This window comes from Mycetocola sp. (assembly GCF_025464835.1).
GTDB lineage: Bacteria > Actinomycetota > Actinomycetes > Actinomycetales > Microbacteriaceae > Mycetocola_A.
On the sequence record NZ_JAODMP010000085.1, the window covers coordinates 16,782 to 36,192 of the forward strand.

At 66.9% G+C, this 19,411-nt stretch carries 20 protein-coding genes; 8 read left to right on the forward strand and 12 right to left on the reverse strand.

Annotation, left to right across the window (positions count from 1 at the left end; genetic code table 11):
- Positions 1-28 precede the first annotated feature (28 nt).
- Positions 29-994 carry an aldo/keto reductase gene (locus JWP90_RS10470; protein WP_297363560.1) on the forward strand — a complete coding sequence of 322 codons (966 nt, stop codon included), beginning with the start codon at positions 29-31 and terminating at the stop codon, positions 992-994.
- 9 nt (positions 995-1,003) lie between these two features.
- Here JWP90_RS10470 and JWP90_RS10475 read toward each other — a convergent pair whose 3' ends face one another.
- From JWP90_RS10475 to JWP90_RS10515, 9 genes are all read right to left on the reverse strand, one after another.
- Complete coding sequence (locus JWP90_RS10475) at positions 1,004-1,945, reverse strand: aryldialkylphosphatase (RefSeq protein ID WP_297363562.1); 942 nt, start codon at positions 1,943-1,945, stop codon at positions 1,004-1,006.
- The gene (locus JWP90_RS10480) at positions 1,942-2,853 is read right to left on the reverse strand and encodes a shikimate dehydrogenase (protein ID WP_297363565.1); all 912 of its coding nucleotides are present in this window, start codon (positions 2,851-2,853) and stop codon (positions 1,942-1,944) included. Before JWP90_RS10480 ends, JWP90_RS10475 begins: the two co-directional genes overlap by 4 nt.
- Positions 2,850-3,476 carry a bifunctional 4-hydroxy-2-oxoglutarate aldolase/2-dehydro-3-deoxy-phosphogluconate aldolase gene (locus JWP90_RS10485; RefSeq protein WP_297363568.1) on the reverse strand — a complete coding sequence of 209 codons (627 nt, stop codon included), beginning with the start codon at positions 3,474-3,476 and terminating at the stop codon, positions 2,850-2,852. The genes JWP90_RS10480 and JWP90_RS10485 overlap by 4 nt, the downstream gene beginning before the upstream one ends.
- Positions 3,477-3,479: 3 nt before the next feature.
- The gene (locus JWP90_RS10490) at positions 3,480-4,463 is read right to left on the reverse strand and encodes an NAD(P)-dependent oxidoreductase (protein ID WP_297363571.1); all 984 of its coding nucleotides are present in this window, start codon (positions 4,461-4,463) and stop codon (positions 3,480-3,482) included.
- The gene (gene xylB / locus JWP90_RS10495; RefSeq protein WP_297363574.1) at positions 4,436-5,935 is read right to left on the reverse strand and encodes a xylulokinase; all 1,500 of its coding nucleotides are present in this window, start codon (positions 5,933-5,935) and stop codon (positions 4,436-4,438) included. Before xylB ends, JWP90_RS10490 begins: the two co-directional genes overlap by 28 nt.
- Positions 5,936-5,940: 5 nt before the next feature.
- Positions 5,941-6,519, reverse strand: coding sequence for a glucose-6-phosphate isomerase family protein (locus tag JWP90_RS10500; protein ID WP_297363577.1), 579 nt, complete (start codon positions 6,517-6,519; stop codon positions 5,941-5,943).
- Between the two features lie 102 nt (positions 6,520-6,621).
- Positions 6,622-7,446 (reverse strand): GntR family transcriptional regulator, encoded by an 825-nt coding sequence (locus JWP90_RS10505; RefSeq protein WP_297363581.1) that lies wholly within the window; start codon positions 7,444-7,446, stop codon positions 6,622-6,624.
- Positions 7,447-7,461: 15 nt separating this feature from the next.
- Positions 7,462-7,866, reverse strand: coding sequence for a D-ribose pyranase (rbsD, locus tag JWP90_RS10510; protein ID WP_297363584.1), 405 nt, complete (start codon positions 7,864-7,866; stop codon positions 7,462-7,464).
- Entirely contained in the window at positions 7,863-8,825 is a 963-nt protein-coding gene (locus JWP90_RS10515; RefSeq protein ID WP_297363587.1) for a ribokinase, read from the reverse strand. The genes rbsD and JWP90_RS10515 overlap by 4 nt, the downstream gene beginning before the upstream one ends.
- A 149-nt stretch (positions 8,826-8,974) precedes the next feature.
- Here JWP90_RS10515 and JWP90_RS10520 point away from each other — a divergent pair, with 149 nt between their 5' ends.
- Entirely contained in the window at positions 8,975-9,634 is a 660-nt protein-coding gene (locus JWP90_RS10520) for a transaldolase family protein (RefSeq protein WP_297363590.1), read from the forward strand.
- A 15-nt stretch (positions 9,635-9,649) separates the two neighbouring features.
- On the opposite strand, the gene JWP90_RS10525 is transcribed toward JWP90_RS10520, so the two are convergent.
- Together JWP90_RS10525 and JWP90_RS10530 are read right to left on the reverse strand one after the other, a co-directional pair.
- Positions 9,650-10,324 carry a FadR/GntR family transcriptional regulator gene (locus tag JWP90_RS10525; protein ID WP_297363593.1) on the reverse strand — a complete coding sequence of 225 codons (675 nt, stop codon included), beginning with the start codon at positions 10,322-10,324 and terminating at the stop codon, positions 9,650-9,652.
- Positions 10,325-10,419: 95 nt separating this feature from the next.
- A complete protein-coding gene (locus tag JWP90_RS10530) occupies positions 10,420-11,760 on the reverse strand; it encodes an MFS transporter (protein WP_297363596.1) in 1,341 nt (446 codons plus the stop codon).
- A 644-nt stretch (positions 11,761-12,404) separates the two neighbouring features.
- Between JWP90_RS10530 and dnaK the strand changes: the two genes are divergently transcribed.
- The 6 genes from dnaK (at position 12,405) to JWP90_RS10560 (ending at position 18,723) form a co-directional block, all read left to right on the forward strand.
- Positions 12,405-14,279, forward strand: coding sequence for a molecular chaperone DnaK (gene dnaK, locus JWP90_RS10535; RefSeq protein ID WP_297363599.1), 1,875 nt, complete (start codon positions 12,405-12,407; stop codon positions 14,277-14,279).
- A gap of 2 nt (positions 14,280-14,281) precedes the next feature.
- The gene (locus tag JWP90_RS10540) at positions 14,282-14,911 is read left to right on the forward strand and encodes a nucleotide exchange factor GrpE (RefSeq protein ID WP_297363602.1); all 630 of its coding nucleotides are present in this window, start codon (positions 14,282-14,284) and stop codon (positions 14,909-14,911) included.
- A 5-nt stretch (positions 14,912-14,916) separates the two neighbouring features.
- Positions 14,917-15,906 carry a DnaJ C-terminal domain-containing protein gene (locus JWP90_RS10545; RefSeq protein ID WP_297363604.1) on the forward strand — a complete coding sequence of 330 codons (990 nt, stop codon included), beginning with the start codon at positions 14,917-14,919 and terminating at the stop codon, positions 15,904-15,906.
- Between the two features lie 6 nt (positions 15,907-15,912).
- Entirely contained in the window at positions 15,913-16,326 is a 414-nt protein-coding gene (locus JWP90_RS10550; RefSeq protein ID WP_297363606.1) for a MerR family transcriptional regulator, read from the forward strand.
- Between the two features lie 593 nt (positions 16,327-16,919).
- A complete protein-coding gene (locus JWP90_RS10555) occupies positions 16,920-17,534 on the forward strand; it encodes a DUF2062 domain-containing protein (protein ID WP_297363610.1) in 615 nt (204 codons plus the stop codon).
- A gap of 67 nt (positions 17,535-17,601) precedes the next feature.
- Entirely contained in the window at positions 17,602-18,723 is a 1,122-nt protein-coding gene (locus JWP90_RS10560; RefSeq protein WP_297363613.1) for a class I SAM-dependent methyltransferase, read from the forward strand.
- Between the two features lie 9 nt (positions 18,724-18,732).
- On the opposite strand, the gene JWP90_RS10565 is transcribed toward JWP90_RS10560, so the two are convergent.
- Positions 18,733-19,377 carry an NAD(P)-binding domain-containing protein gene (locus tag JWP90_RS10565; RefSeq protein WP_297363616.1) on the reverse strand — a complete coding sequence of 215 codons (645 nt, stop codon included), beginning with the start codon at positions 19,375-19,377 and terminating at the stop codon, positions 18,733-18,735.
- Between the last annotated feature and the right edge of the window lie 34 nt (positions 19,378-19,411).

Consider the following 19,411-nt stretch of genomic DNA (forward strand, 5'->3'; position numbering starts at 1 on the left):
GCCGAGTCGCACCCGGAGGAATACCGCCATGCCGCCAGCCAGGAGCCAGCTTGGATTCGGACCGCTGTCATTCGGTGGAGCGTCGCTCGGCAACCTGTTCCGTGCGGTTGACAACGCTCAGGCGACGGCGACCCTGGAGACCGTGTGGGATCTCGGCATCCGCTACTTCGACACGTCGCCGCACTACGGACTGGGCCTCTCGGAGCGGAGGATCGGGAGATTCCTCAAAGGCAAGCCCCGCGACGAGTTCGTGATCAGTACGAAGGTGGGGCGGCTGCTCGAACCCACTCCGGAGCGTGCCCACCAGCCCGATGACACGTGGTTTCTGGTGCCGGCGACGGCGCGGCGGGTATGGGATTACTCAGCGGACGGCATCCGGAAGAGCCTCGAGGACTCGCTCGACCGGCTCGGACTGGACCGCGTCGACATCCTCTACCTGCACGACCCGGAACAGTATGGGGTTCCCGGCGACATCCCCAGCGCCCTGGACGCGCTGGTTGGCTTGCGCGACGAGGGCCTCGTCGCCGCGGTCGGGGTTGGAACGAGTGATCTCGGCATCCTGCGTTCGGCGGTGGCGGCAAGCGATATCGATCTCGCCATGGTTTCGAACCGTTATACGTTGCTCGACTCGTCCGCCCGGATAGGGCTGTCAGACCTGTGCCGCACTCGAGGCGTCGGCATCGTCAACGTCGGCGTGTTCAACTCCGGGATACTCGCCACGAGCGAGCCGCGCGAAGGAGCGCATTACGAATACGGTCCGGTCCCGTCCACCATTCAGGCGAAGGCGCACCGACTCGCTGCCATCTGCGCGGACCACGGCGTTGAACTGCCCGCTGCGGCGCTCCAGTACAGCTTGCGCGACGACGTCGTTCGAACGGTCGTCGTCGGCTCGGCCGACCCAGTTGAGATGCGCCAGAACGTCGAGCGGATGGCGGCGCCCATCCCAGGCGGATTGTGGGCAGAGCTTGAAGCACAGGGGCTCATCCCCGCCTGATCGGATGCCTCAGCGCACGTCCCACGCCAGCCAGCGGTGCGCATTCGACGTGAGGATGTCGGAGAGCGCCTCGTGCCCGATCCGCTCCGCCAGCCGGGGGAGATACCGACGCCCGAGGTAGGCGAGACCCGGCATTCCGCCGTAGGACTCGTACCGGCTTCTCCGTGCCACATCGCCGCCGAGGACGACGGTTGCTCCCGCTGCCACGACGTCGGCGGTGAGGTCGAGCAACTCGGCGTCGGTGCGGCTGCGCGGTCGAGCCATCCCGTCGTAGCCCAGCACAGCGCCACGCGCGGCCAGGTCGAGGTGGAGCCCCGGGTCGGGGTTGCGGTCGGCGTGCGCAAGAACCACCCGGGAGGGTCGCACACCGAATGCCTCCAGCACGTCGAGAACCTCATGGGCAGCTGTCCCGAACTCGAGATGCACCATGACGGGGGCGCCGGTCTCGACGTGGGCCGCGGCCACGCCGGACAGCGCTCGCTGCTCGAAGGCCGAGATCTGCCAGTAATCGATCCCCGCCTTGAGCACGCCAGCGCGCACCGTGCTCCTGGCGCCGGGCGGACCGTCGTCGTTGGGCGGCATCCCCGTTGTCAGATCGGCGAGAAAGAGAGCCGTGAGCGCTGTCTCGTCGAGGTTTCGCAACCAGTGGTCGTCGGCGTAGTGGGCGTCGCGGTGGGCGCCGGTCGTCGCCACGACTTTCAGCGAGGTCGCGGCGCTGATCCGGGCGACCGCTCGGGGGTCGCGGCCGAGCCCGACCGGTGTGGCGTCGACCATGGCGTCGAAACCGCTCGCTCGCAGCGCCGCCGCCTCAGCGCGCGACGCCGCCTCGTCGGTCAGCTCATCGCCCGGCAACAGCGGTGAGACCTGGAAGAGGTGCTCGTGGTAGTTCACCCGGCCGATCTCGCCCGCGGCGACGTCGCCGAGCACCGTGCGAATGAACGGCGTGATCATCGGTCGTTCAGGGCAGCGTCGGCCAGTCGCTTCACCAGCTGCTCGTTCATTTCCAGCGAAAACACCTCCGCGATCACCTGCGTCCAGCCGTGGATGAAGTACCGCCAACCATCGACGATGACGAGCTCGGCGGATCCCTCCTGCCGCCTGGCCTGTGCGAGGAACTCGAGGCTGCCGCGATAATTGAATTCCCACACGTACGCGTTGTGGGGGAACACAGCAGAGTCCGGGAGCGGCGACCCTGGCCGGTCCTTACCGAGCCCCGACGCGTTCACCACCAGGCTTGACGCAGGGAGCGCAGTGAGCAGCGCCCTCGTCGCATCCTGGTCGGATGCCAGCAGATAGCGGATTGCCTCAGGTGGGGTGCCGCGACGAGCATGGACATCGCGGAGATGCTCGAGTCTGAACGTGCTGGTGTCTGTCACGGTGATCGAGTCCGGGCGGTCGTCCCGCTCGCTGAGATGCCAGCTCAGCGCGGTCCCTGCGCCTCCGGCGCCCATGATCAGCGCGTGCGCCCCGGTCGAATCGAAGTGATTCGCAGGGAGGAACTCGCTCAACGCCAGCCCGGCAGTGATCGGGTCTTTCGCATGACCGAGCAGGGCACCGTCCCGTTTCGAGATGCTGGAGATCTCCCCGCAGAGCGTGCTGAACGTGTCGAGCTCGTCGAAAAGGTCGTGTGCGGCTTCGAACAAGGCCATCTTGTGCGTTGTGACCAGTGCACCGAGGTGGTGGGGATCGTCCCGGATCTGCTCGACGAGCGTGCGGTAATTCTCGACGGTCGCGTCGAGCGGGAGGTCATGTCCGATCAGGGTGCGTGTGGGCAGGTTCAGGATCTCCGCCCAGCGGGGGAAGATCCGCATGATCGAGGATTCGGCTGTGCTCACCCCGACGAATCCCATGTGGGTCATGCGCCCACCCCCGACGCGGAGAACGTTTCTGCGCGACGCGTGATCGCCGCCCAGTCCCCGGATGCCAGGGCCGCCGACGATACGAGGTCGCTGCCCGCACCCACAGCGACCGCGCCCGCTGCGATCCAGTCACCGATGTTCTCGGGGCTCACGCCGCCGGTCGGCATCAGCGGCACGTCGGGGAAGGGGCCGCGAAGCGCCTTGAGGTAGCCCGGTCCTCCCAGAGATGCCGGGAAAATCTTGACAACGTCGCTGCCGTACTCCACGGCCGCCATCACCTCGCTCGGTGTCAGCGCGCCGGTCATCACCGTGAGCCCGGTCGCCTTCATGGCGGCCGTGAGTCTCTCGCGTGTGCCGGGGCTGACGAGAAACCGAGCACCGGCATCCGCCGCTTGTTCCGCCTGCTCTTGGGTGGTGACTGTGCCAGCTCCGAGGTAGATCCGGTCGCCGTACTTCTCGTCGAGCGCCCGGATCACGGCGGGTGCATCGGGGGTCGAGTAGGTGATCTCGAGCCCGGTGACTCCTCCGTCGACGAGGGCGTCGGCAGCCCGCAGGGCGCTTTCGGACGTTGGCGCGCGCAGCACCGCAAGGACGCGAGTGGTTTTGAGGGTATCGAGCGACATGGGTCAGCCTTCCAACGGGACGGGGAACGGGGGAGTGGCGCCGGCGAGCACGGCAAGTACATTCGACACGGCCATCGACCCCATGGCGTCGACCGCCTCGACGGTCTGGGCGCCGAAGTGGGGTGTGATCACCACCCGGTCGGCGAGATCGTCGGCCAAGAGCGGCGACGTCAGCCCTGCGGTGTCTCCGGCCAGGGTGTCGGCGGCGAAACCCGCCAGGCGTCCGTCCCGAAGGGCGGCGGCGAGAGGCCCTTCGTCGATCAGGTCGGGCCTGGCGGTGTTCACGAGAACGAGGCCTCGGCGTGCGGATGCCAGCCAACCGGAATCGACGATCACCGCCCCGCCCGGTGCGTGAAGCGACACCAGATCGCAACGTGCGGGCATCTCGGCGACATCGAGCGGCTGGGCGTCGGCCGCGCGGATCGCGTCGTCACCGAGCCATGGATCATGCGCGACGATGCGGGAGCCGAATCCGGAGAGCCGCCGGGCGACGCCCTGGCCGATTCTGCCGAACCCGACGATGCCGATGGTGAGAGAGCCGAGTTCGCGGCCACGGAGCACCGACCAGTTGCCCATTCGAACCCGGCGGTCGCCCTCGGTAGTGCCGCGCAGGACGGCGAGCATGAGGCCGACCGCATGGTCGGCAACGGCGCCACTGTTTGCCCCGGGAGTGTTGGTCACCAGGATGCCGCGTTCGGCGGCCGCGGCACGGTCGACGGCGTCGATCCCGACGCCGTAGCGGGCGACCACCTTAAGTCGAGGTGCCGCGTCGAGATGGGCTGCGGTGATCGGGCCGGTGCCAGCGATCCACGCGTCGATGTGCGCCAACTGCGGCCCGAGCTCGTCGAGATGATGCGTGGACGACCCACGTGTCACCTGGTGACCTTCCGCGGCGAGCTCGCCGAGAAGGTCCCGGGACCCGGAGGAGAAGGAACGGCTGGTGGCGAGGATGTGGGCCATCAGCCGGGGAACCTGCCGGAGTTCCATGTCTCGAGGCTGGCGTAACCGTCGAGGAAGACCTGATGCCTGGCCAGGTAGTCGGTGTGACGGGACCCGTCAGGCGTGAACTCGGCAGTGACCTCCGACAGCCCGCGGGCGGCGCTGAAGTCGTCGACGAGGCCCAGGCCGACAGCGGCGGTGACCGCGGCCCCGAGACTGTTCGCCTCTTCGACGATGCTGCGGCGGCGCACAGGAACCCCCCACACATCGGCGAGGATCTGTAGCCACACGTCGCTGGCTGCCCCGCCACCGATCGCATCGATCCGGTCCACCACCGCACCGGATTCGCGGAAAGCGTGGATGCAGGTGAGCAGGTTGAATGCCACGCCCTCAAGCACGGCCCGTGTCATCGCCGCGCGTCCGTGGTGCCGGCCGATGCCGAGGAATGCGCCGGAAGCATCCGGGTTCCAGTGGGGAGAGCGTTCGCCGAGAAGATAGGGCAGGAAGTAGAGGCCGCTTGTAGAGGCTCCGGCGGTGGACGCGTCAGCCACCAGGGCGGAGAGCGTAGCGCTGGAGGGGTGAGGGTCGAGCAGTTCCGACACCCAGGCGAGGGCGGCACCGCCGGCCTGCATCGTCGCCGTTGGCACGTAGCTACCTGGGACGACGTTGTCGAAGGTCATGGTGCGCATGAGCGGGTCATACACCGGGGTGTCGCTGGCGAAAGAGATCCACGAGGAGGTGCCAAGCGAAACGTATGCCCCGTCGTCTGGAGCTACGATACCGGCGCCGACGGCGGCTATCGGGCCGTCGCCCCCGCCCATCACAACCCGGGTTCCCGCGCGAAGACCCGTCGCACTCGCCGCGTCCGCCGTCAGGTCGCCGACGACGGCCGTGGAGTCGAGGATCTCGGGAAAGAGGGAGTGGTCGAGGCGTGCGGCGGAGAGCATCTCGGGCGACCATGAGCCGAGCGCCTGGTCGTAGGCGTTCGTGGCGGAGGCATCCGACCGGTCGGTTGCGAGTCGCCCCGTGAGCCTGTGAATCACGAAATCCTTGGCCACACAGAAATGCCGGACCCGCGCGAAGATATCCGGTTCGTGATCACGCACCCACATAACCTTCTCGAGGGAGTAAGTGGGATTGAGCCGGTGCCCCAGCAGTGAGTAGGCACGGTCCCGCCCGATGACGGATTCGAGGGCTGTGGTCTGCGCACCCGAGCGGGTATCGGCCCAGATGATCGCCGGTCGAACCGGTCGGTACTCGGCGTCGAGCAGCACAGCCCCCATCATCTGGCCGCTGATGGCCAGACCGGTCACCTGGCCCGGGTCGACCTCGGAGCGGGCGATCAACTCCCGCGTCGCCTGGACGACCGCGCTCCACCAGTCCTCAGCGTTTTGCTCGGCGACACCGCCGTCGGCGAAGTGTGCCGGGTAGCCGACGGTGACGGCGCTCAGCAGGCGGCCGTCATCCGTGTGCAGGGAGGCCTTGTTTCCCGTCGTGCCGAGATCGTGGGCGAGGATCACGGCGATCAGCTCGCGTCGTAGTCGACGAACTCGACGCCGGACTCGCCGGTCAGGACACGGCGTCCCATCCCGTGCTCGAGCACCCAGCCGTAATCGTGCCCGGCTCCTCCCGGGTAGACGGCGAGGAACGAGTACGGCTCGTCACCGACGTTGACGCTGCGGTGAGCCCACCCCGGAGGGATGTAGCCGATGATGCCGGGTGTCATGTCGACCCATTGGGTCTCCGTTCCGTCGAACATCAAAAGCCCGCCGCGCCCGGAAATGCCGAGATAGATTTCGCCCTGGTGGTTCGGGTGCTGATGACCTTTGGTCATCCACAGTTCCCCGGCGGTCGAGCCAGGCTGGATGGTGGTGATCGACTGGGGCAGTTCGCGCTCGATCTCGGGCACACGCGAGGAGACGACGGAGTACACCACAGGGTCGCCGTCGCTGACCGCCTTCTCCCATGCCTCGTGGTCGCGGAAGAGTCCCTCGAGATCGGACATCCGGCGGGCGAGCGTCGGGCCCTCGGGTTGGAGGGTGCCGCCGGCCGGATCGAAACGGATGCTCATCGGTGGCACGGGAAGGGGTGAGTAGCTCGTCACAATCTCTCCTCGATCGGGCAGCGGCGGTGCTGCGCTCCCAGAGTATCTGTAATGACACGTAACATGTAATTACATGTCACGAATTCTCTCGACGGAGCCGGCTCAGTTCGGACCGCTGTGCCGGAGCGAGGCCGTGCTCACCTCAGTCGGCGCCGCGTTCAGCTGGAACTCGAATCGGCTGCGGTCGCCCCGGTGGTACGCGACGAAGAACTCCATCGGCCGGTCTCTCTCATCGAAGCCGATACTGCGGAGCACCAGGAGAGCCTTGCCCGTGCCCACGCCGAGCAGCGCCCCTTGTTCCTCAGTCGCCGAAGCGGCCTCGGCAGAGCGCACTCCGCGAACCGCTCGGATGCCGTGGGTCGCGAGGACCGCATACAAGGACTGATCGCTGAGATCCTCCTGCAGCACAGCTTGGCCGATGTCGTGCGGCAGATACGTCGTCGTCCAGGACCACGGCTCGTCGTCGACGTGGCGAAGCCGCTCGATGACGACGACCGCCGTCCCTGGGGCGACGCCGAGAGCATCCGCCACTTCATCATCGGCCGGAGCGACCTCCTGCCGGCGAACGTCGCTGTGCACGTGGCCTCCACGCGCCGCGACCTCCTGGAACAGGCCGGTCAGGGTGTGAACGAGACTCTCGGGGGTCTTCTGGTGGGCGACGAAAGTGCCCTTGCCCTTGACCCGTTCAATCACTCCCTGGTGTTCGAGCTGCGACAGGGCCTGCCGAACGACGGTGCGGGAGACGCCGAACTGTTCGCACAGTTTGTGTTCACCGGGCAGGAGATCACCCGGGCGGAGGGCGAGGCGGGTGATGTCGTCAATGATCCGGTGCTTGAGCTGGTGGTACATCGGCGTCGGCGCCTGCCGGTCGATGTCGGCGGCCGTTCCGCGGTCGATGTCTGGTTCGGGGCTGGTCAGAAGTGTCACGGTGGTCGATTCTTCTCAGTACGCGACGCCGGCCTGCAGGAGGACGTTGGCGTATGGCGTGTACTCGCCGGAGCGCACGAAGGCCCGGGCGTCACGGGTGCGGAGCTTGAATTCGGTGTGGGGCACCAGCGTGATCTGGACGCCGAGTGGGTCGAGCCGGTCGCGCAGCGCCTGGAGCACGTGGGGGCTGTGCTCCTCGATCTCGGCGGAGACTGTGGCGCCTTCGACGACGAGTTCGGCAAGGACGGTGTCGAGCACGTCGAAGAACGCCGGGGCGCCCGGCCGGTACGCAAGATCGACTCGCTCCGAGCCGGCGGGGATCGGCAGGCCGGCGTCCGTGACGACGATGAGGTCGGTGTGCCCGGTCTCGGAGATGATCCGGGAGAGCTGCGGGTTGATGGTGGTGTTCGTGCTTCTCATCGGAGTGCTTCCTTCCGGGAGGCTGCGAGGGCGTCGACCTCGTCACGGTGGGGGAGGCTCGGTGATGCTCCCCGCCGGGTGACGGCGAGCGCACCGGCGGCGATGGCACGACGGATGGCATCCCTCACGTCGTATCCGTCGGCCAGCGAGGCGCCGAGGTAACCGGCGAACGCGTCGCCCGCCGCCGTCGTGTCGACCGCGTCGACCGGGATCGACTCGAAGCGGTCGACGGCGTCGGCCGTGACGAGCACCGCACCCGCTGCCGCCATCGTGATGAGCGCGCTGCTCGCGCCACGGGCGGTGAACCAGCGGCCGGCTTCGATTGCAGACTGCTGGTCGACGACGGGGATTCCGGTGAGGATCGACGCCTCGGTCTCGTTCGGGGTGACGATGTCGACGAGGGGCCAGATGGATTCGTCGAGCGACGCGGCAGGTGCCGGGTCGAGGATCACGGTGAGACCGGCCGCATTCGCCTTCCGGATCGCGTACTGGGTCAGCGCCCAGGGAATCTCGAGTTGGGTGAGCAGGACACTGCAGGTCGATCCGAGTTCGTCGAACGCTTCGTCGATCTGCGCTTCGCTGAGCGATGCGTTCGCGAGGGGCACCATGACGATGTCATTCTCCCCGGAGTCGTCGACCCGGATGTGGGCGATGCCGGTCGGGCCGGGCACCGCACGCAGGTGGTCGATGTGCACGCCGGCGTCGCGGAGGCCGCGGGTGACGAGCTCCGAGAACAGGTCGGTCCCAACGCAGCCGACCATGTGGGCGTTGCCTCCGGCGAGGCCGGCCGAGACGGCCTGATTCGCGCCTTTGCCGCCGAGAACAAGGGTGAAATCGTCCCCGAGGATGGTCTCTCCCCGTGCGGGGAGCCGGGAGGAGAAAGTTGTCAGGTCAGCGGTGATGCTGCCGACGATCAGGACGCCGCCGGAGGCGGATGCGGACGACGGTGTCTCGTTCATGAGTGCCTTTCAGGGCGCAATTCTCCTGACCGCGGAGACCAGTTCCGCGGGCCTGTCATTACATTAGCGGACAGGTAAGCCAACCTCGGGGGACCTGCGCCTGGCTTTGATACGCTTCCTCAAAACGATCCCTGCACAGGAAGTCTCCCATGACGACGTCTCGCCCCCGCTTTTATGCCGACAGCGCTGACGTTGACGCCGTGTCCCAACTCCTGGCAGCCGGTCTGGTGCACGGGGTGACAACGAACCCGACGATCCTCGAGCGCGCTGGACATTCGGTCGCAGCCATGGCCCACCTGTATGCCCGCTGGGAGTCCGAGGGCGCCAGGGAGATCTTCTTCCAGTCCTGGGGGTCGGCCGCCGACGAGCTCCTCGCGCACGCCGACGACATCCTTGCCCTCGGCTCGCTCGCCGTCGTCAAGGTGCCGGCCACGCGCGCCGGTTTCGCTGCGGCATCCGCTCTCACCCTCCGGGGCGCGCCGGTGCTGCTCACCGCGGTCTACTCCGACGCCCAGGCGCTCGCCGCCGCAACCATTGGCGTGCCGTACATCGCCCCGTACCTGGGGCGGCTGAACGATGCGGGGCGAGACGGGCTTGCCGAGATCGGCCGGATGCAGGCACTCGTCGCCGGCAGCGGAACCAATGTTCTTGCTGCCAGTCTGCGCCGCCCCGCTGACATCGTCGATCTCGCGCTACTGGGCGTGCCGTACTTCACGGCAGCGCCGTCGGTGCTTCTCGCCGCGTTGCAGGACGACGTCAGCGATCGTTCAGCAGCAGAGTTCGAGGCGGCTGTGGCCCGCGGGCTCTGAAACGCTCGCGACGGGTCAGGCGGCCGCGTCGCGGAGCCACTGTTCGACGCCCGAGATGTGCACGAGCGTGAGCGCCTGCGCGAGCTCGGCGTCTCCGCGCTCGAGGGCGTCCACGATCGCCCGGTGCTCCGCCAGGGTGCGCCCCACCGAGTTCTCCTGGGTGAGGCCACGCCAGATGCGGGCGCGGACCGTGTTGCTCGAAAGCGATTCGATCAGGCTCGCGAGGTAGGAATTTCCCGCCGACCCCACGATCGCCCGGTGGAACTCGAGGTCGTGCGCGACGAGACCTTCGACGTCGGTGCTGTGACCGACGGAGTCGATCTGGGCGCGCAGATCGCGGACGGCAGCATCCGTCACCCGGGCAGCGGCGAGGGCGACGGCAGCGGGCTCGAGGATGCGGCGCACCGCGAACAGCTCGAGGATCGACGAGTCGTCGTGCAGGTCCACGACGAAAGACATCGCTTCGAGCAGCAGGCGAGGCTCCAGGCTGGTGACATAGGTGCCGTCGCCCCGGCGCACGTCGAGCACCCGGATCACCTCGAGGGCCTTGACCGCTTCGCGCATGGAGCTGCGTGACAGTCCGAGGCGTTCGGAGAGCTCCTTTTCCGGCGGGAGGCGATCGCCGGGGCCGAGCTGGCCCGAGAGGATCATCTCTTTGATCTTGAGGATCGCCGCATCCGTGACTGCCATGCAAAGATCCTACCTTTCGGTGCGGCGCGGGTATCATCGCCCACAGTGACGGACGGATGCCGTCGCCTCCCGCGCAGAGCGTGCCCTGCCGCTCGCTACCTCAGCTGCTGCTGCCTGGCCTGCACGGGCAGGAGCAGCAGAAGACCGATGAAGATGACCAGGATGATGCCGAGGATTCCCCAGTACTGTTCTCCACCGATCGTGATGAACAGTGCGAACGCGGTGGGTGCCAGGAACGAAACGGCGCGACCGGTCGTGGCGTACAGTCCGAACACCTCGCCCTCCCGACCGGCGGGGATCAGCCGGGCCAGGAACGAGCGTGATGCCGACTGGGCGGGGCCGACGAACAGGCACAGGGCGAGCCCGAAGATCCAGAACATGATCTGGCCACCATCGTGGAGGAAAAAGACGGCGAGGCCGGCGAGTACGAGTCCGATGAGGGATGCCATGATCACCGGTTTCGCGCCGAGCCGGTCGTCGAGAAGCCCCACGGTGATCGTCGAGATCCCGGCGACGACGTTTGCGGCGATGGCGAAGATGATGACCTCCCCCGCCGAGAAGCCGAACCAGCCTGCCGCGAGAACGCCACCGAAGGTGAACACCCCGGCGAGGCCGTCGCGGAAGACGGCGCTCGCCAGAAGGAAGTAGACGGTCTGCCGGCTTTCGTGCCACAGCGTCTGGATGTCCTGGAAAAGACGCCGGTATGACGCGAAGAACCCGACCTTCGGGCGGCGGGCGGCGACACCCTCATACTCGGGAACGGTCAGGAGGACGGGAACGGCGAACAGTCCGAACCAGATCGCTGACACGAGGACGGTGACGCGCACGTCCATGGCATCCTCACCGGTGATGCCGAAGAGCCCCACCTCGGGCTGGATCAGGCCGAAGTAGACGATCAGGAGGAGCACGATGCCGCCGAGGTAGCCGAAGCCCCAGCCGATGCCTGACACCCTGCCGATCGTCTTCGGGGTCGAGACTTGGGCGAGCATGGCGTTGTAGTTGACACCGGCGAACTCGAAGAACACGTTCCCCGCTGCGACGAGCAGGAGCCCCAGCCAGAGGAAGTTCGGTTCGGGGGCGACGAAGAACATGCATGCGGTGATCGCGACGACGATGTAGGTGTTGACTCCGAGCCACAGTTTGCGCCGCCCGGCGCTGTCCGAGCGCTGCCCGGTGACGGGAGCGAGCACGGCGATGAGCAGGCCGGCTGCGGCGAGTGCCCAGCCGAGCTGGGCCGAAACGACCGCTTCTCCGCCGAAGGCGTCCGAGGTGAGGTAGACCGTGAAGACGAACGTGGTGACCACGGCGTTGAACGCGGCCGATCCCCAGTCCCACAGCCCCCAGGCCAGCACCCGTTTCGGGCTGATCGTCTGGGGCGCCTCTGAGAGGGCTGGCGCAACGGTATCGGGTGAACCGTCGCTGTCGTTCGTCGTCATGAGGTCAGGGTAGTGGCATCGGCAGGCTGTACGGGTGAACCCGCGCGAATCCTCGTGTCGCCGCCCGGCATGGCGGCTCATTGCCTTGAAGCCGCGTGCGCTCGAGCGCCCACGTGGTCAGTTCGTGACGTGACGGAAGCTGCCGTTTTCGGAAGCGGCATCCGAGCGCGTCAGGCTCGGGCCACGATCGCAGAGTTGGATCAGGGGGATGCGGGGAATCTGGTGGCAGGGCGCCCCCGACGTCTCGAATACGCCTGAGTGGCTGGAGTCCACCCTCCGTTGCGGGCGCGACGCCCGATGGCGCGTGGAACCCGACTGTCGCAGCGGGTCAGGCTGAACGCGAGGCCCAGCGACGCTCCGCGACGCCGGACGGGCGCGTGCCCGCCGCGAACATGAGGAACGGTACCGCCGGCGCCAGCGTGGCGCTGCGTTCGTCTCTTTCGCGCTCGGGTTTGCGCTCCTGGATACAAAGTTGAGCCACCGTGGCTCAAGATTTGCCGTGAAAAGTTGACAGCACTTCGGCGGTCGGTAAACTTGAGTCATCGCCGCTCAACTATCGAGATGGCGTCACACACTTGCAGTGGCGGGCCGTAACCCGGCCGACATCGAACAGACCCTGACCGGTCTCAAAAGGAGATAAACACATGGCACGTGCAGTAGGAATTGACCTTGGAACCACCAACTCCTGTGTGGCCGTCCTCGAGGGTGGTGAGCCCACCGTCATTGCGAACGCTGAGGGGCTCCGCACCACCCCGTCGGTCGTGGCATTCACCAAGGATGGCGAGGTGCTCGTCGGTGAGACCGCGAAGCGCCAGGCCGTCACGAACGTCGACCGGACCATCGCGTCGGTCAAGCGCCACGTGGGCACCGACTGGACCTTCGACGTCGACAACAAGAAGTACACGCCGCAGGAGATCTCAGCCCGAATCCTGGCCAAGCTCAAGCGCGACGCTGAGCAGTACCTCGGTGACACGGTGACGGATGCCGTCATCACGGTTCCCGCGTATTTCAACGACGCTGAGCGCCAGGCCACCAAGGAAGCCGGTGAGATCGCCGGACTGAACGTCCTCCGCATCATCAACGAGCCGACCGCCGCCGCACTCGCGTACGGCCTCGACAAGGGCAAGGAAGACGAACTCATCCTGGTCTTCGACCTCGGTGGTGGAACGTTCGACGTCTCCCTCCTCGAAGTGGGCAAGGACGACGACTTCTCGACCATCCAGGTCCGCGCCACCTCCGGCGACAACCGTCTCGGTGGAGACGACTGGGACCAGCGGATCGTCGAGCACCTCATCAAGCGCTTCAAGGAGACCACGGGCGTCGACGTCTCGAACGACAAGATCGCCAAGCAGCGCCTCAAGGAAGCCGCTGAGCAGGCGAAGAAGGAGCTGTCATCGGGCATGTCCACGTCGATCCAGCTGCCGTACCTCTCGCTCACCGCGAACGGCCCGGCAAACCTCGACGAGACGCTCACCCGTGCGCAGTTCGAGCAGATGACGAGTGACCTCGTCGACCGCACCAAGAAGCCGTTCCAGGACGTCATCCGCGAGGCAGGCATCTCGGTCGGCGACATCGCGCACGTCGTTCTCGTCGGCGGATCGACCCGTATGCCCGCCATCTACGATCTGGTCAAGCAGGAGACCGGCGGCAAAGACCCGAACAAGGGGGTCAACCCAGACGAGGTCGTCGCCGTCGGCGCCGCACTCCAGGCCGGTGTGCTGAAGGGCGAGCGCAAGGACGTCCTGCTCATCGACGTCACCCCGCTGTCTCTCGGCATCGAGACCAAGGGCGGCATCATGACCAAGCTCATCGAGCGCAACACGGCCATCCCGACCAAGCGGAGCGAGACCTTCACCACCGCGGACGACAACCAGCCGTCCGTCGCGATCCAGGTCTTCCAGGGCGAGCGCGAGTTCACCCGCGACAACAAGAACCTCGGAACCTTCGAGCTCACCGGCATCGCTCCCGCACCCCGTGGCATCCCGCAGGTCGAGGTCACCTTCGACATCGACGCCAACGGCATCGTGCACGTGTCCGCGAAGGACAAGGGCACAGGCAAGGAACAGTCGATGACGATCACGGGCGGTTCTTCGCTGGCGAAGGAAGACATCGAGCGCATGGTTCGCGAAGCCGAGGAGCACGCTGCGGAGGACAAGGCCCGCCGTGAGGCAGCCGAGACCCGCAACACGGCCGAGCAGCTCGCTTACTCGATCGACAAGCTGATCAAGGAGAACGACGACAAGCTGCCCGAGGACGTCAAGAGCTCCGTGCAGGCTGACGTCGACGCGCTCAAGTCGGCACTTGCCGGGGACGACGAGGCCGCGGTCAAGACCGCGTACGACAAACTCAACGAAAGCCAGGTGAAGCTCGGCGAGGCGATCTACTCGCAGGCGCAGCAGGCAGAATCGGCGCCCACCGGCGACGCCGACCAGCCGGCCGATGCGGCATCCGATGAGGATGTCGTTGACGCTGAAGTCGTCGACGACGAGACCGATTCTTCGACGGAGGCACGAAAGTAACGATGACTGACACGAACCCGACTCCAGAAAACGGCGACGAGGTTCAGCCAGTGGACGAGGGGTCGGAAGCTACAGCTTCCGGCCCTGAGTCGCAGGTGGACTCTGAGCTTCCCGAAACAGTCGACGACGAACTCACCGTGCAGGACATCCTGGACGCGGCCCAGGCCGATGGACTCGAGGGTGACGTCGACGCGGAGCGCGTCGCCGACGCGGCTCCCGAGCACGAGCACCTCGTCGACCTCAAGCGTGTGAGCGCGGAGTATGCCAACTACCGCAAGCGCACGGAAGCCAACCGTGAGGTTGAGCGGGAGCGCCTGACCGGTGACGTCATCAAGGTGCTGCTGCCGGTTCTCGACGACATCGACCGGGCCGAGAAGCACGGCGATCTCGGGGCCGACACTCCGTTCTCAGCGATCGCCGCGAAGCTGCGAACGAGCATCGGAAAGCTGGGCCTGGCTTCGTTCGGGGAGAAGGGCGAGCCCTTCGACCACAACCTCCACGAGGCGATCTTCCAGCAGCCGAGCGCTGACGTCGACACCGAAATCATCCTCGACGTCGTCGAAACCGGATACACGATCGGTTCCACTCTGCTCCGTGCGGCCAAGGTCGTCGTCGCCGTCCCCGCTGAGTAGGCGCGATGGCAAGCCAGGACTGGTTCGATAAGGACTTCTACAAGATTCTCGGAGTGAAGAAGGATGTCACGCCGGCTGAATTGAAGAAGACCTACCGCAAGCTTGCGCGCAAGTACCATCCCGACTCCAATGCGGGTGACACCAACGCTGAGGCGAAGTTCAAGGAACTCAGTGAGGCGTACTCGGTCCTCAACGACCCTGAGCAGCGCAAGGAATATGACGCGGTCCGCGCCATGGGGTCCGGCGCCCGCTTCACCGCGCCAGGCGGGGCAGGCGGAAGCGGCGGGTTCGACGACGTCTTCGGCGGAATGTTCGGCGGCGGTGCACGAGGAACGAGCAGCGGTTACCAGCAGGCCGACTTCGAGGACATCCTCGGAGGGGTGTTCGGACGCAGTGGGGGCTTCGGCCAGCCGACCGGCGGTTACCGCGGGTTCGGCGGGCCGACCCCGGGTCGGGATGTCACGGCGTCCACGACGATCGATTTCCTCACGGCGACGAAGGGTGACCAGATCACCCTGCAGACCGCTGAGGGTCGGACGATCAAGGTGAACATCCCCGCCGGTGTGGCAGACGGGCAGAAGATCAAGCTGCGCGGCAAGGGCCACCCGTCTCCTGACGGAGGCGCGGCCGGAGACCTCGTCCTCACCGTCGCGGTGCGGAAGCATCCGGTTTTCGAACGGGACGGCCTCAACCTGCGGGTGAACGTGCCTGTCACGTTCGTTGAGGCGACGCTCGGCGCAACAATCGAGGTGCCGACTCTCGGAGGGGATCCGGTAAAACTGCGGGTCGCGCCGGGGACGCCGTCGGGGCGGGTGCTCCGGGTGAAGGGTCGTGGCGTTGCGACGTCGAAAGGCACGGGAGACCTGCTCGCTGTCGTCCAGGTGGCGGTACCGTCCCACCTCAGCGCGGAAGCACGGGCAGCTCTTGAGCACTTCCACGAACTCGAACCGCATGAAAACCCCCGTGATGACCTTCTCCTGCGGGCGAGGGGGTAGCGGAAATTGGACGAGAATTCGCCGATCTTCGCGATCACGATGGCGGCCGAGCTGGCCGGAATGCATCCGCAGACGCTGCGGCAGTACGACCGGCTCGGTCTCGTCTCTCCCACCCGAACGGCTGGCAAGTCCCGACGCTATTCGATGCGCGACGTCGTGCAGCTCAGGGAGGTCGCCCGGCTGAGTGCTGAGGGCGTGAGCCTCGAGGGCATCGCCCGGATCCTCGCCCTCGAGAACGAAGTGGTCGCATTGACCGCGCGCGTGCGCGAACTGGAGCATGCTCTCGCGAGTGAACTGGTCAAGTCGCCAGGGCGACGTGTGTTCGCGGCGGGAGCCCAGGGCGATGTCGTGCCGCTGAGAAGCGGCACGCGCGCGCAGCGGCGCACCGAGCTCGTGGTCTGGCGGCCGTTTCAGCGCTGAGCGGACCAATGGTTCCCCTGCGGCGGAACCCATCGGTGTTGAGGGTGGGGTTACGCCCGTCCGCCCCGGTCGTTAAGCTGAGCCGCATGGGCGACAACGAGCCTCAGATTCCGGACAACCCGCCGTCGACTGCGCCGCGAGGCGGGTCAGACCCGACACCGACAGGACCGCCGCCCGGCCAGGCTGATCAGCCGGCCAGGCCGCAACCCGGGTCCCCCCTGGAACCGCCCCGTGGAACGCCGTTGCCCCCAGCCTCGGATTCCCCTGCGGGCCCCGCGCCGATCCAGCAGCCGGGCTATCCACAACAGCCAGGTTATCCGCAGCAGCAGGTTTATCCGCAGCAGCCCGGCTACCCGTCCCAGCCCGGCTACCCGCCCCAGCCGCAGCAGGTTTATCCGCAGCAGCCCGGCTACCCGCCCCAGCCGCAGCAGGGTTACCCACAGCAGGGTTACCCACAGCACCCGCAGCACTATCCGGTCCAACAGCACGGTCACCCGCAACCCGGCTACATCGCACAGGTGCCTGCGCGGACAACGCCGCCACGCCCCCCGCTTGATCCGCGGCAGAGACGCGGCGCGATGCTCGCGGGCGGGGTGGCCTTCACTCTCATGAGCCTGGGCTTCGCCCTCGTCGCGATCCCGCTCACGATCGCACTGGTCGGTGCGTTCTTCGGCACCCTGTTCTCCTGGATTGCGCGGAACAACCCTGAGGATCTCCCGCTCGACGGAGCACCGTTGCCTGGAAACATCGACCAGATCGTCAGCGGCGCCTGGTCTGTGGCTCTGCCGTGGCTGATCGGCCTGGTCATCCTCGGCATCATCCTGTGGGTCGTCGGCTACCTCTTCAGCCTGCGCACGCTGAAGAGCCACCGGGTGAACCGTCCGGTAGCCGTCACCTGGAGTGCGCTCGGCATCGCCGTCGCCGCCAACTTCCTGCTCAGCGCGTTGAGCTCACCGTTCTCGGGGCTGCTCAACATGTGGACGCCGGATGTCAACGGGACGGGCAACGTCGACGGTGATGGCGGCTTCCGGGGGCTGGAAGGCATCGACTTCACGCCGTTCATCGGGCTCGGAGTGTTCTTCATTCTGGTGAATCTGCTCGTGAACGCGGCGATCGGCCTGCTCAGTTGGTGGTGGATGGCTCACGCCTTCCGTGAGCCGTCTGCGCCGATCGGGGGCCAGGCGGCCGTGCCGCCGTCGACGATCTGACAGGAGTCCCGCTTCGCTGACGGGAGCCGCATCAAGTCGGGAGCCGAGGCACCGATACCCTGAACAGGTGACTGACTTCCCGTTCGACCGGCTCCGCCGGTGGCCAGACGTCGAAGCTGCCAACCTCTTCGCGTCGGACGCGACCGACCGGCTCCTGCTCGACACCGCGGAAAGCGAGATCACCACCTCGCTGCCCGGCGATGTGGTCGTGATCGGTGACCGGTACGGTGCGCTGACGCTCGGGGCCGCTTGGGCAGGAGCCACTGGCATCCGCGTGCACCAGGACGAGCTTTCCGGAGAACGGGCACTGGGCAACAACGCCATCGCCATGTCCGCTGCCGACAGGTACGCGAATCTGCCGCTGGAGGCCTCCGCCGTCGATGGCGCTCGCATCGTGCTCCTGCAGTTGCCACGGTCGCTTGACGCACTCGCCGAGATCGCCGAGAGCATCGCCCGGCATGCGACGGCGGATGTCACCGTGTACGCCGGCGGGCGGCTGAAACACATGACCACCGCCATGAATGAGGTGTTCGGGAGATATTTTGGTTCGGTCACCGCGTCGCGAGCGCATCAGAAATCCCGGGTGCTTCTCGTGCGGGAGCCGCTGGCGCCGGCCGGCGAACCGGTCTGGCCGGCCCGCGAATTCCATGAAGACCTCGGGCTGTGGGTCTGTGCTCACGGCGCGGCCTTCGCCGGAACCCGGGTCGACATCGGCACGCGGTTCCTGCTCGGCTTCCTGGACGGGCTGCCTGCGGCCGACGCCGCGATCGACCTCGGCTGCGGCACAGGGATCCTCGCGACCGCTGTCGCGCGTGCTCGACCTGCCATGCTCGTCACCGCCACCGACCAGTCCGCGGCGGCGGTGGCATCCGCACACGAGACGGTGTCGGCCAACGGAGTCGCCGACCGGGTCAGGGTCGTGCGCGACGACGGCTTGTCCGGGTGGGCCGATGCCTCCGCCGAACTGATCCTCCTGAACCCGCCGTTCCATGTCGGAGCCACAGTTCACGCCGGCATCGCCGGGAAGCTGTTTGATGACGCCGCCCGCGTGCTCAAGCCGGGCGGCGAACTGTGGACGGTGTGGAACTCACACCTCGGCTACCGGTCAGCGCTCGAGCGCACCGTCGGCCCGACCAGGCAGCTGGGGCGCAACAGCAAATTCACGGTGACGGTGTCCGTCAAACGTTGACACCGGAGGTCAGTGGCGACCGGAGCGTGTCGCCTGCGCCACGTCGATCTCGAGCTCCTCGAGGTCACGCCTGGGTCCGAACGCGGCTGTGCCGGCCTCGATGCGCCAGCTCTCGCTCAACGGCCCGATATCGAGCACGTCGAAACCGATCGCGTCGATGAACTCGCTGACGACCTTCTTGGCTTTCTCGTCATCCCCGGCCACGATGAGTGCACGCCGCTCCGCCGTTCCCGCCGACTGTGCGTCGTCGGTGATCGCCGGCGCCTGGATGTGATTGAACGCCTTCACCACCCGAGCGTCAGCGAAGTGCGCCTGAACGAACTCGGACACCGCCATTTCACCGGCGTCGAGCGGCGCGATGGTGCCGTCCCGCCGCGGATAGTAGTTGCTCGTGTCGATCACGATCTTGCCGGCAAGCAGATCGGCGGGGATGCGTTCCACGTCCTTGAGGGGGACGGCGACCGCCACGATGTCGGCGGTGGCGGCATCCGCCGCCGTTCCGGCCATCGCTCGCTCACCGAGTTCGAGGATCAGCTCGGTCAGGGATTCCGGCCCGCGGGAGTTCGAGACGATGACGTCATAGCCGTGTGCGACGGCAGCGCGGGCGAGCTGGGACCCGATGTGCCCGGCGCCGAGAAGTCCAAGAGTTGTCATAGGGGGAAGAAGGCGAGAGGGGCCAGAATTGTTC

What these genes read in the sequence shown, in the direction of transcription:
- JWP90_RS10470 (WP_297363560.1), top strand. Translation starts at nt 29, where the DNA reads ATGCCGCCAGCCAGGAGCCAGCTTGGATTCGGACCGCTGTCATTCGGT.
- JWP90_RS10475 (WP_297363562.1), bottom strand. Translation starts at nt 1,945, where the DNA reads ATGATCACGCCGTTCATTCGCACGGTGCTCGGCGACGTCGCCGCGGGC.
- JWP90_RS10480 (WP_297363565.1), bottom strand. Translation starts at nt 2,853, where the DNA reads ATGACCCACATGGGATTCGTCGGGGTGAGCACAGCCGAATCCTCGATC.
- JWP90_RS10485 (WP_297363568.1), bottom strand. Translation starts at nt 3,476, where the DNA reads ATGTCGCTCGATACCCTCAAAACCACTCGCGTCCTTGCGGTGCTGCGC.
- JWP90_RS10490 (WP_297363571.1), bottom strand. Translation starts at nt 4,463, where the DNA reads ATGGAACTCCGGCAGGTTCCCCGGCTGATGGCCCACATCCTCGCCACC.
- rbsD (WP_297363584.1), bottom strand. Translation starts at nt 7,866, where the DNA reads ATGAGAAGCACGAACACCACCATCAACCCGCAGCTCTCCCGGATCATC.
- JWP90_RS10515 (WP_297363587.1), bottom strand. Translation starts at nt 8,825, where the DNA reads ATGAACGAGACACCGTCGTCCGCATCCGCCTCCGGCGGCGTCCTGATC.
- JWP90_RS10520 (WP_297363590.1), top strand. Translation starts at nt 8,975, where the DNA reads ATGACGACGTCTCGCCCCCGCTTTTATGCCGACAGCGCTGACGTTGAC.
- JWP90_RS10525 (WP_297363593.1), bottom strand. Translation starts at nt 10,324, where the DNA reads ATGGCAGTCACGGATGCGGCGATCCTCAAGATCAAAGAGATGATCCTC.
- JWP90_RS10530 (WP_297363596.1), bottom strand. Translation starts at nt 11,760, where the DNA reads ATGACGACGAACGACAGCGACGGTTCACCCGATACCGTTGCGCCAGCC.
- dnaK (WP_297363599.1), top strand. Translation starts at nt 12,405, where the DNA reads ATGGCACGTGCAGTAGGAATTGACCTTGGAACCACCAACTCCTGTGTG.
- JWP90_RS10540 (WP_297363602.1), top strand. Translation starts at nt 14,282, where the DNA reads ATGACTGACACGAACCCGACTCCAGAAAACGGCGACGAGGTTCAGCCA.
- JWP90_RS10545 (WP_297363604.1), top strand. Translation starts at nt 14,917, where the DNA reads ATGGCAAGCCAGGACTGGTTCGATAAGGACTTCTACAAGATTCTCGGA.
- JWP90_RS10565 (WP_297363616.1), bottom strand. Translation starts at nt 19,377, where the DNA reads ATGACAACTCTTGGACTTCTCGGCGCCGGGCACATCGGGTCCCAGCTC.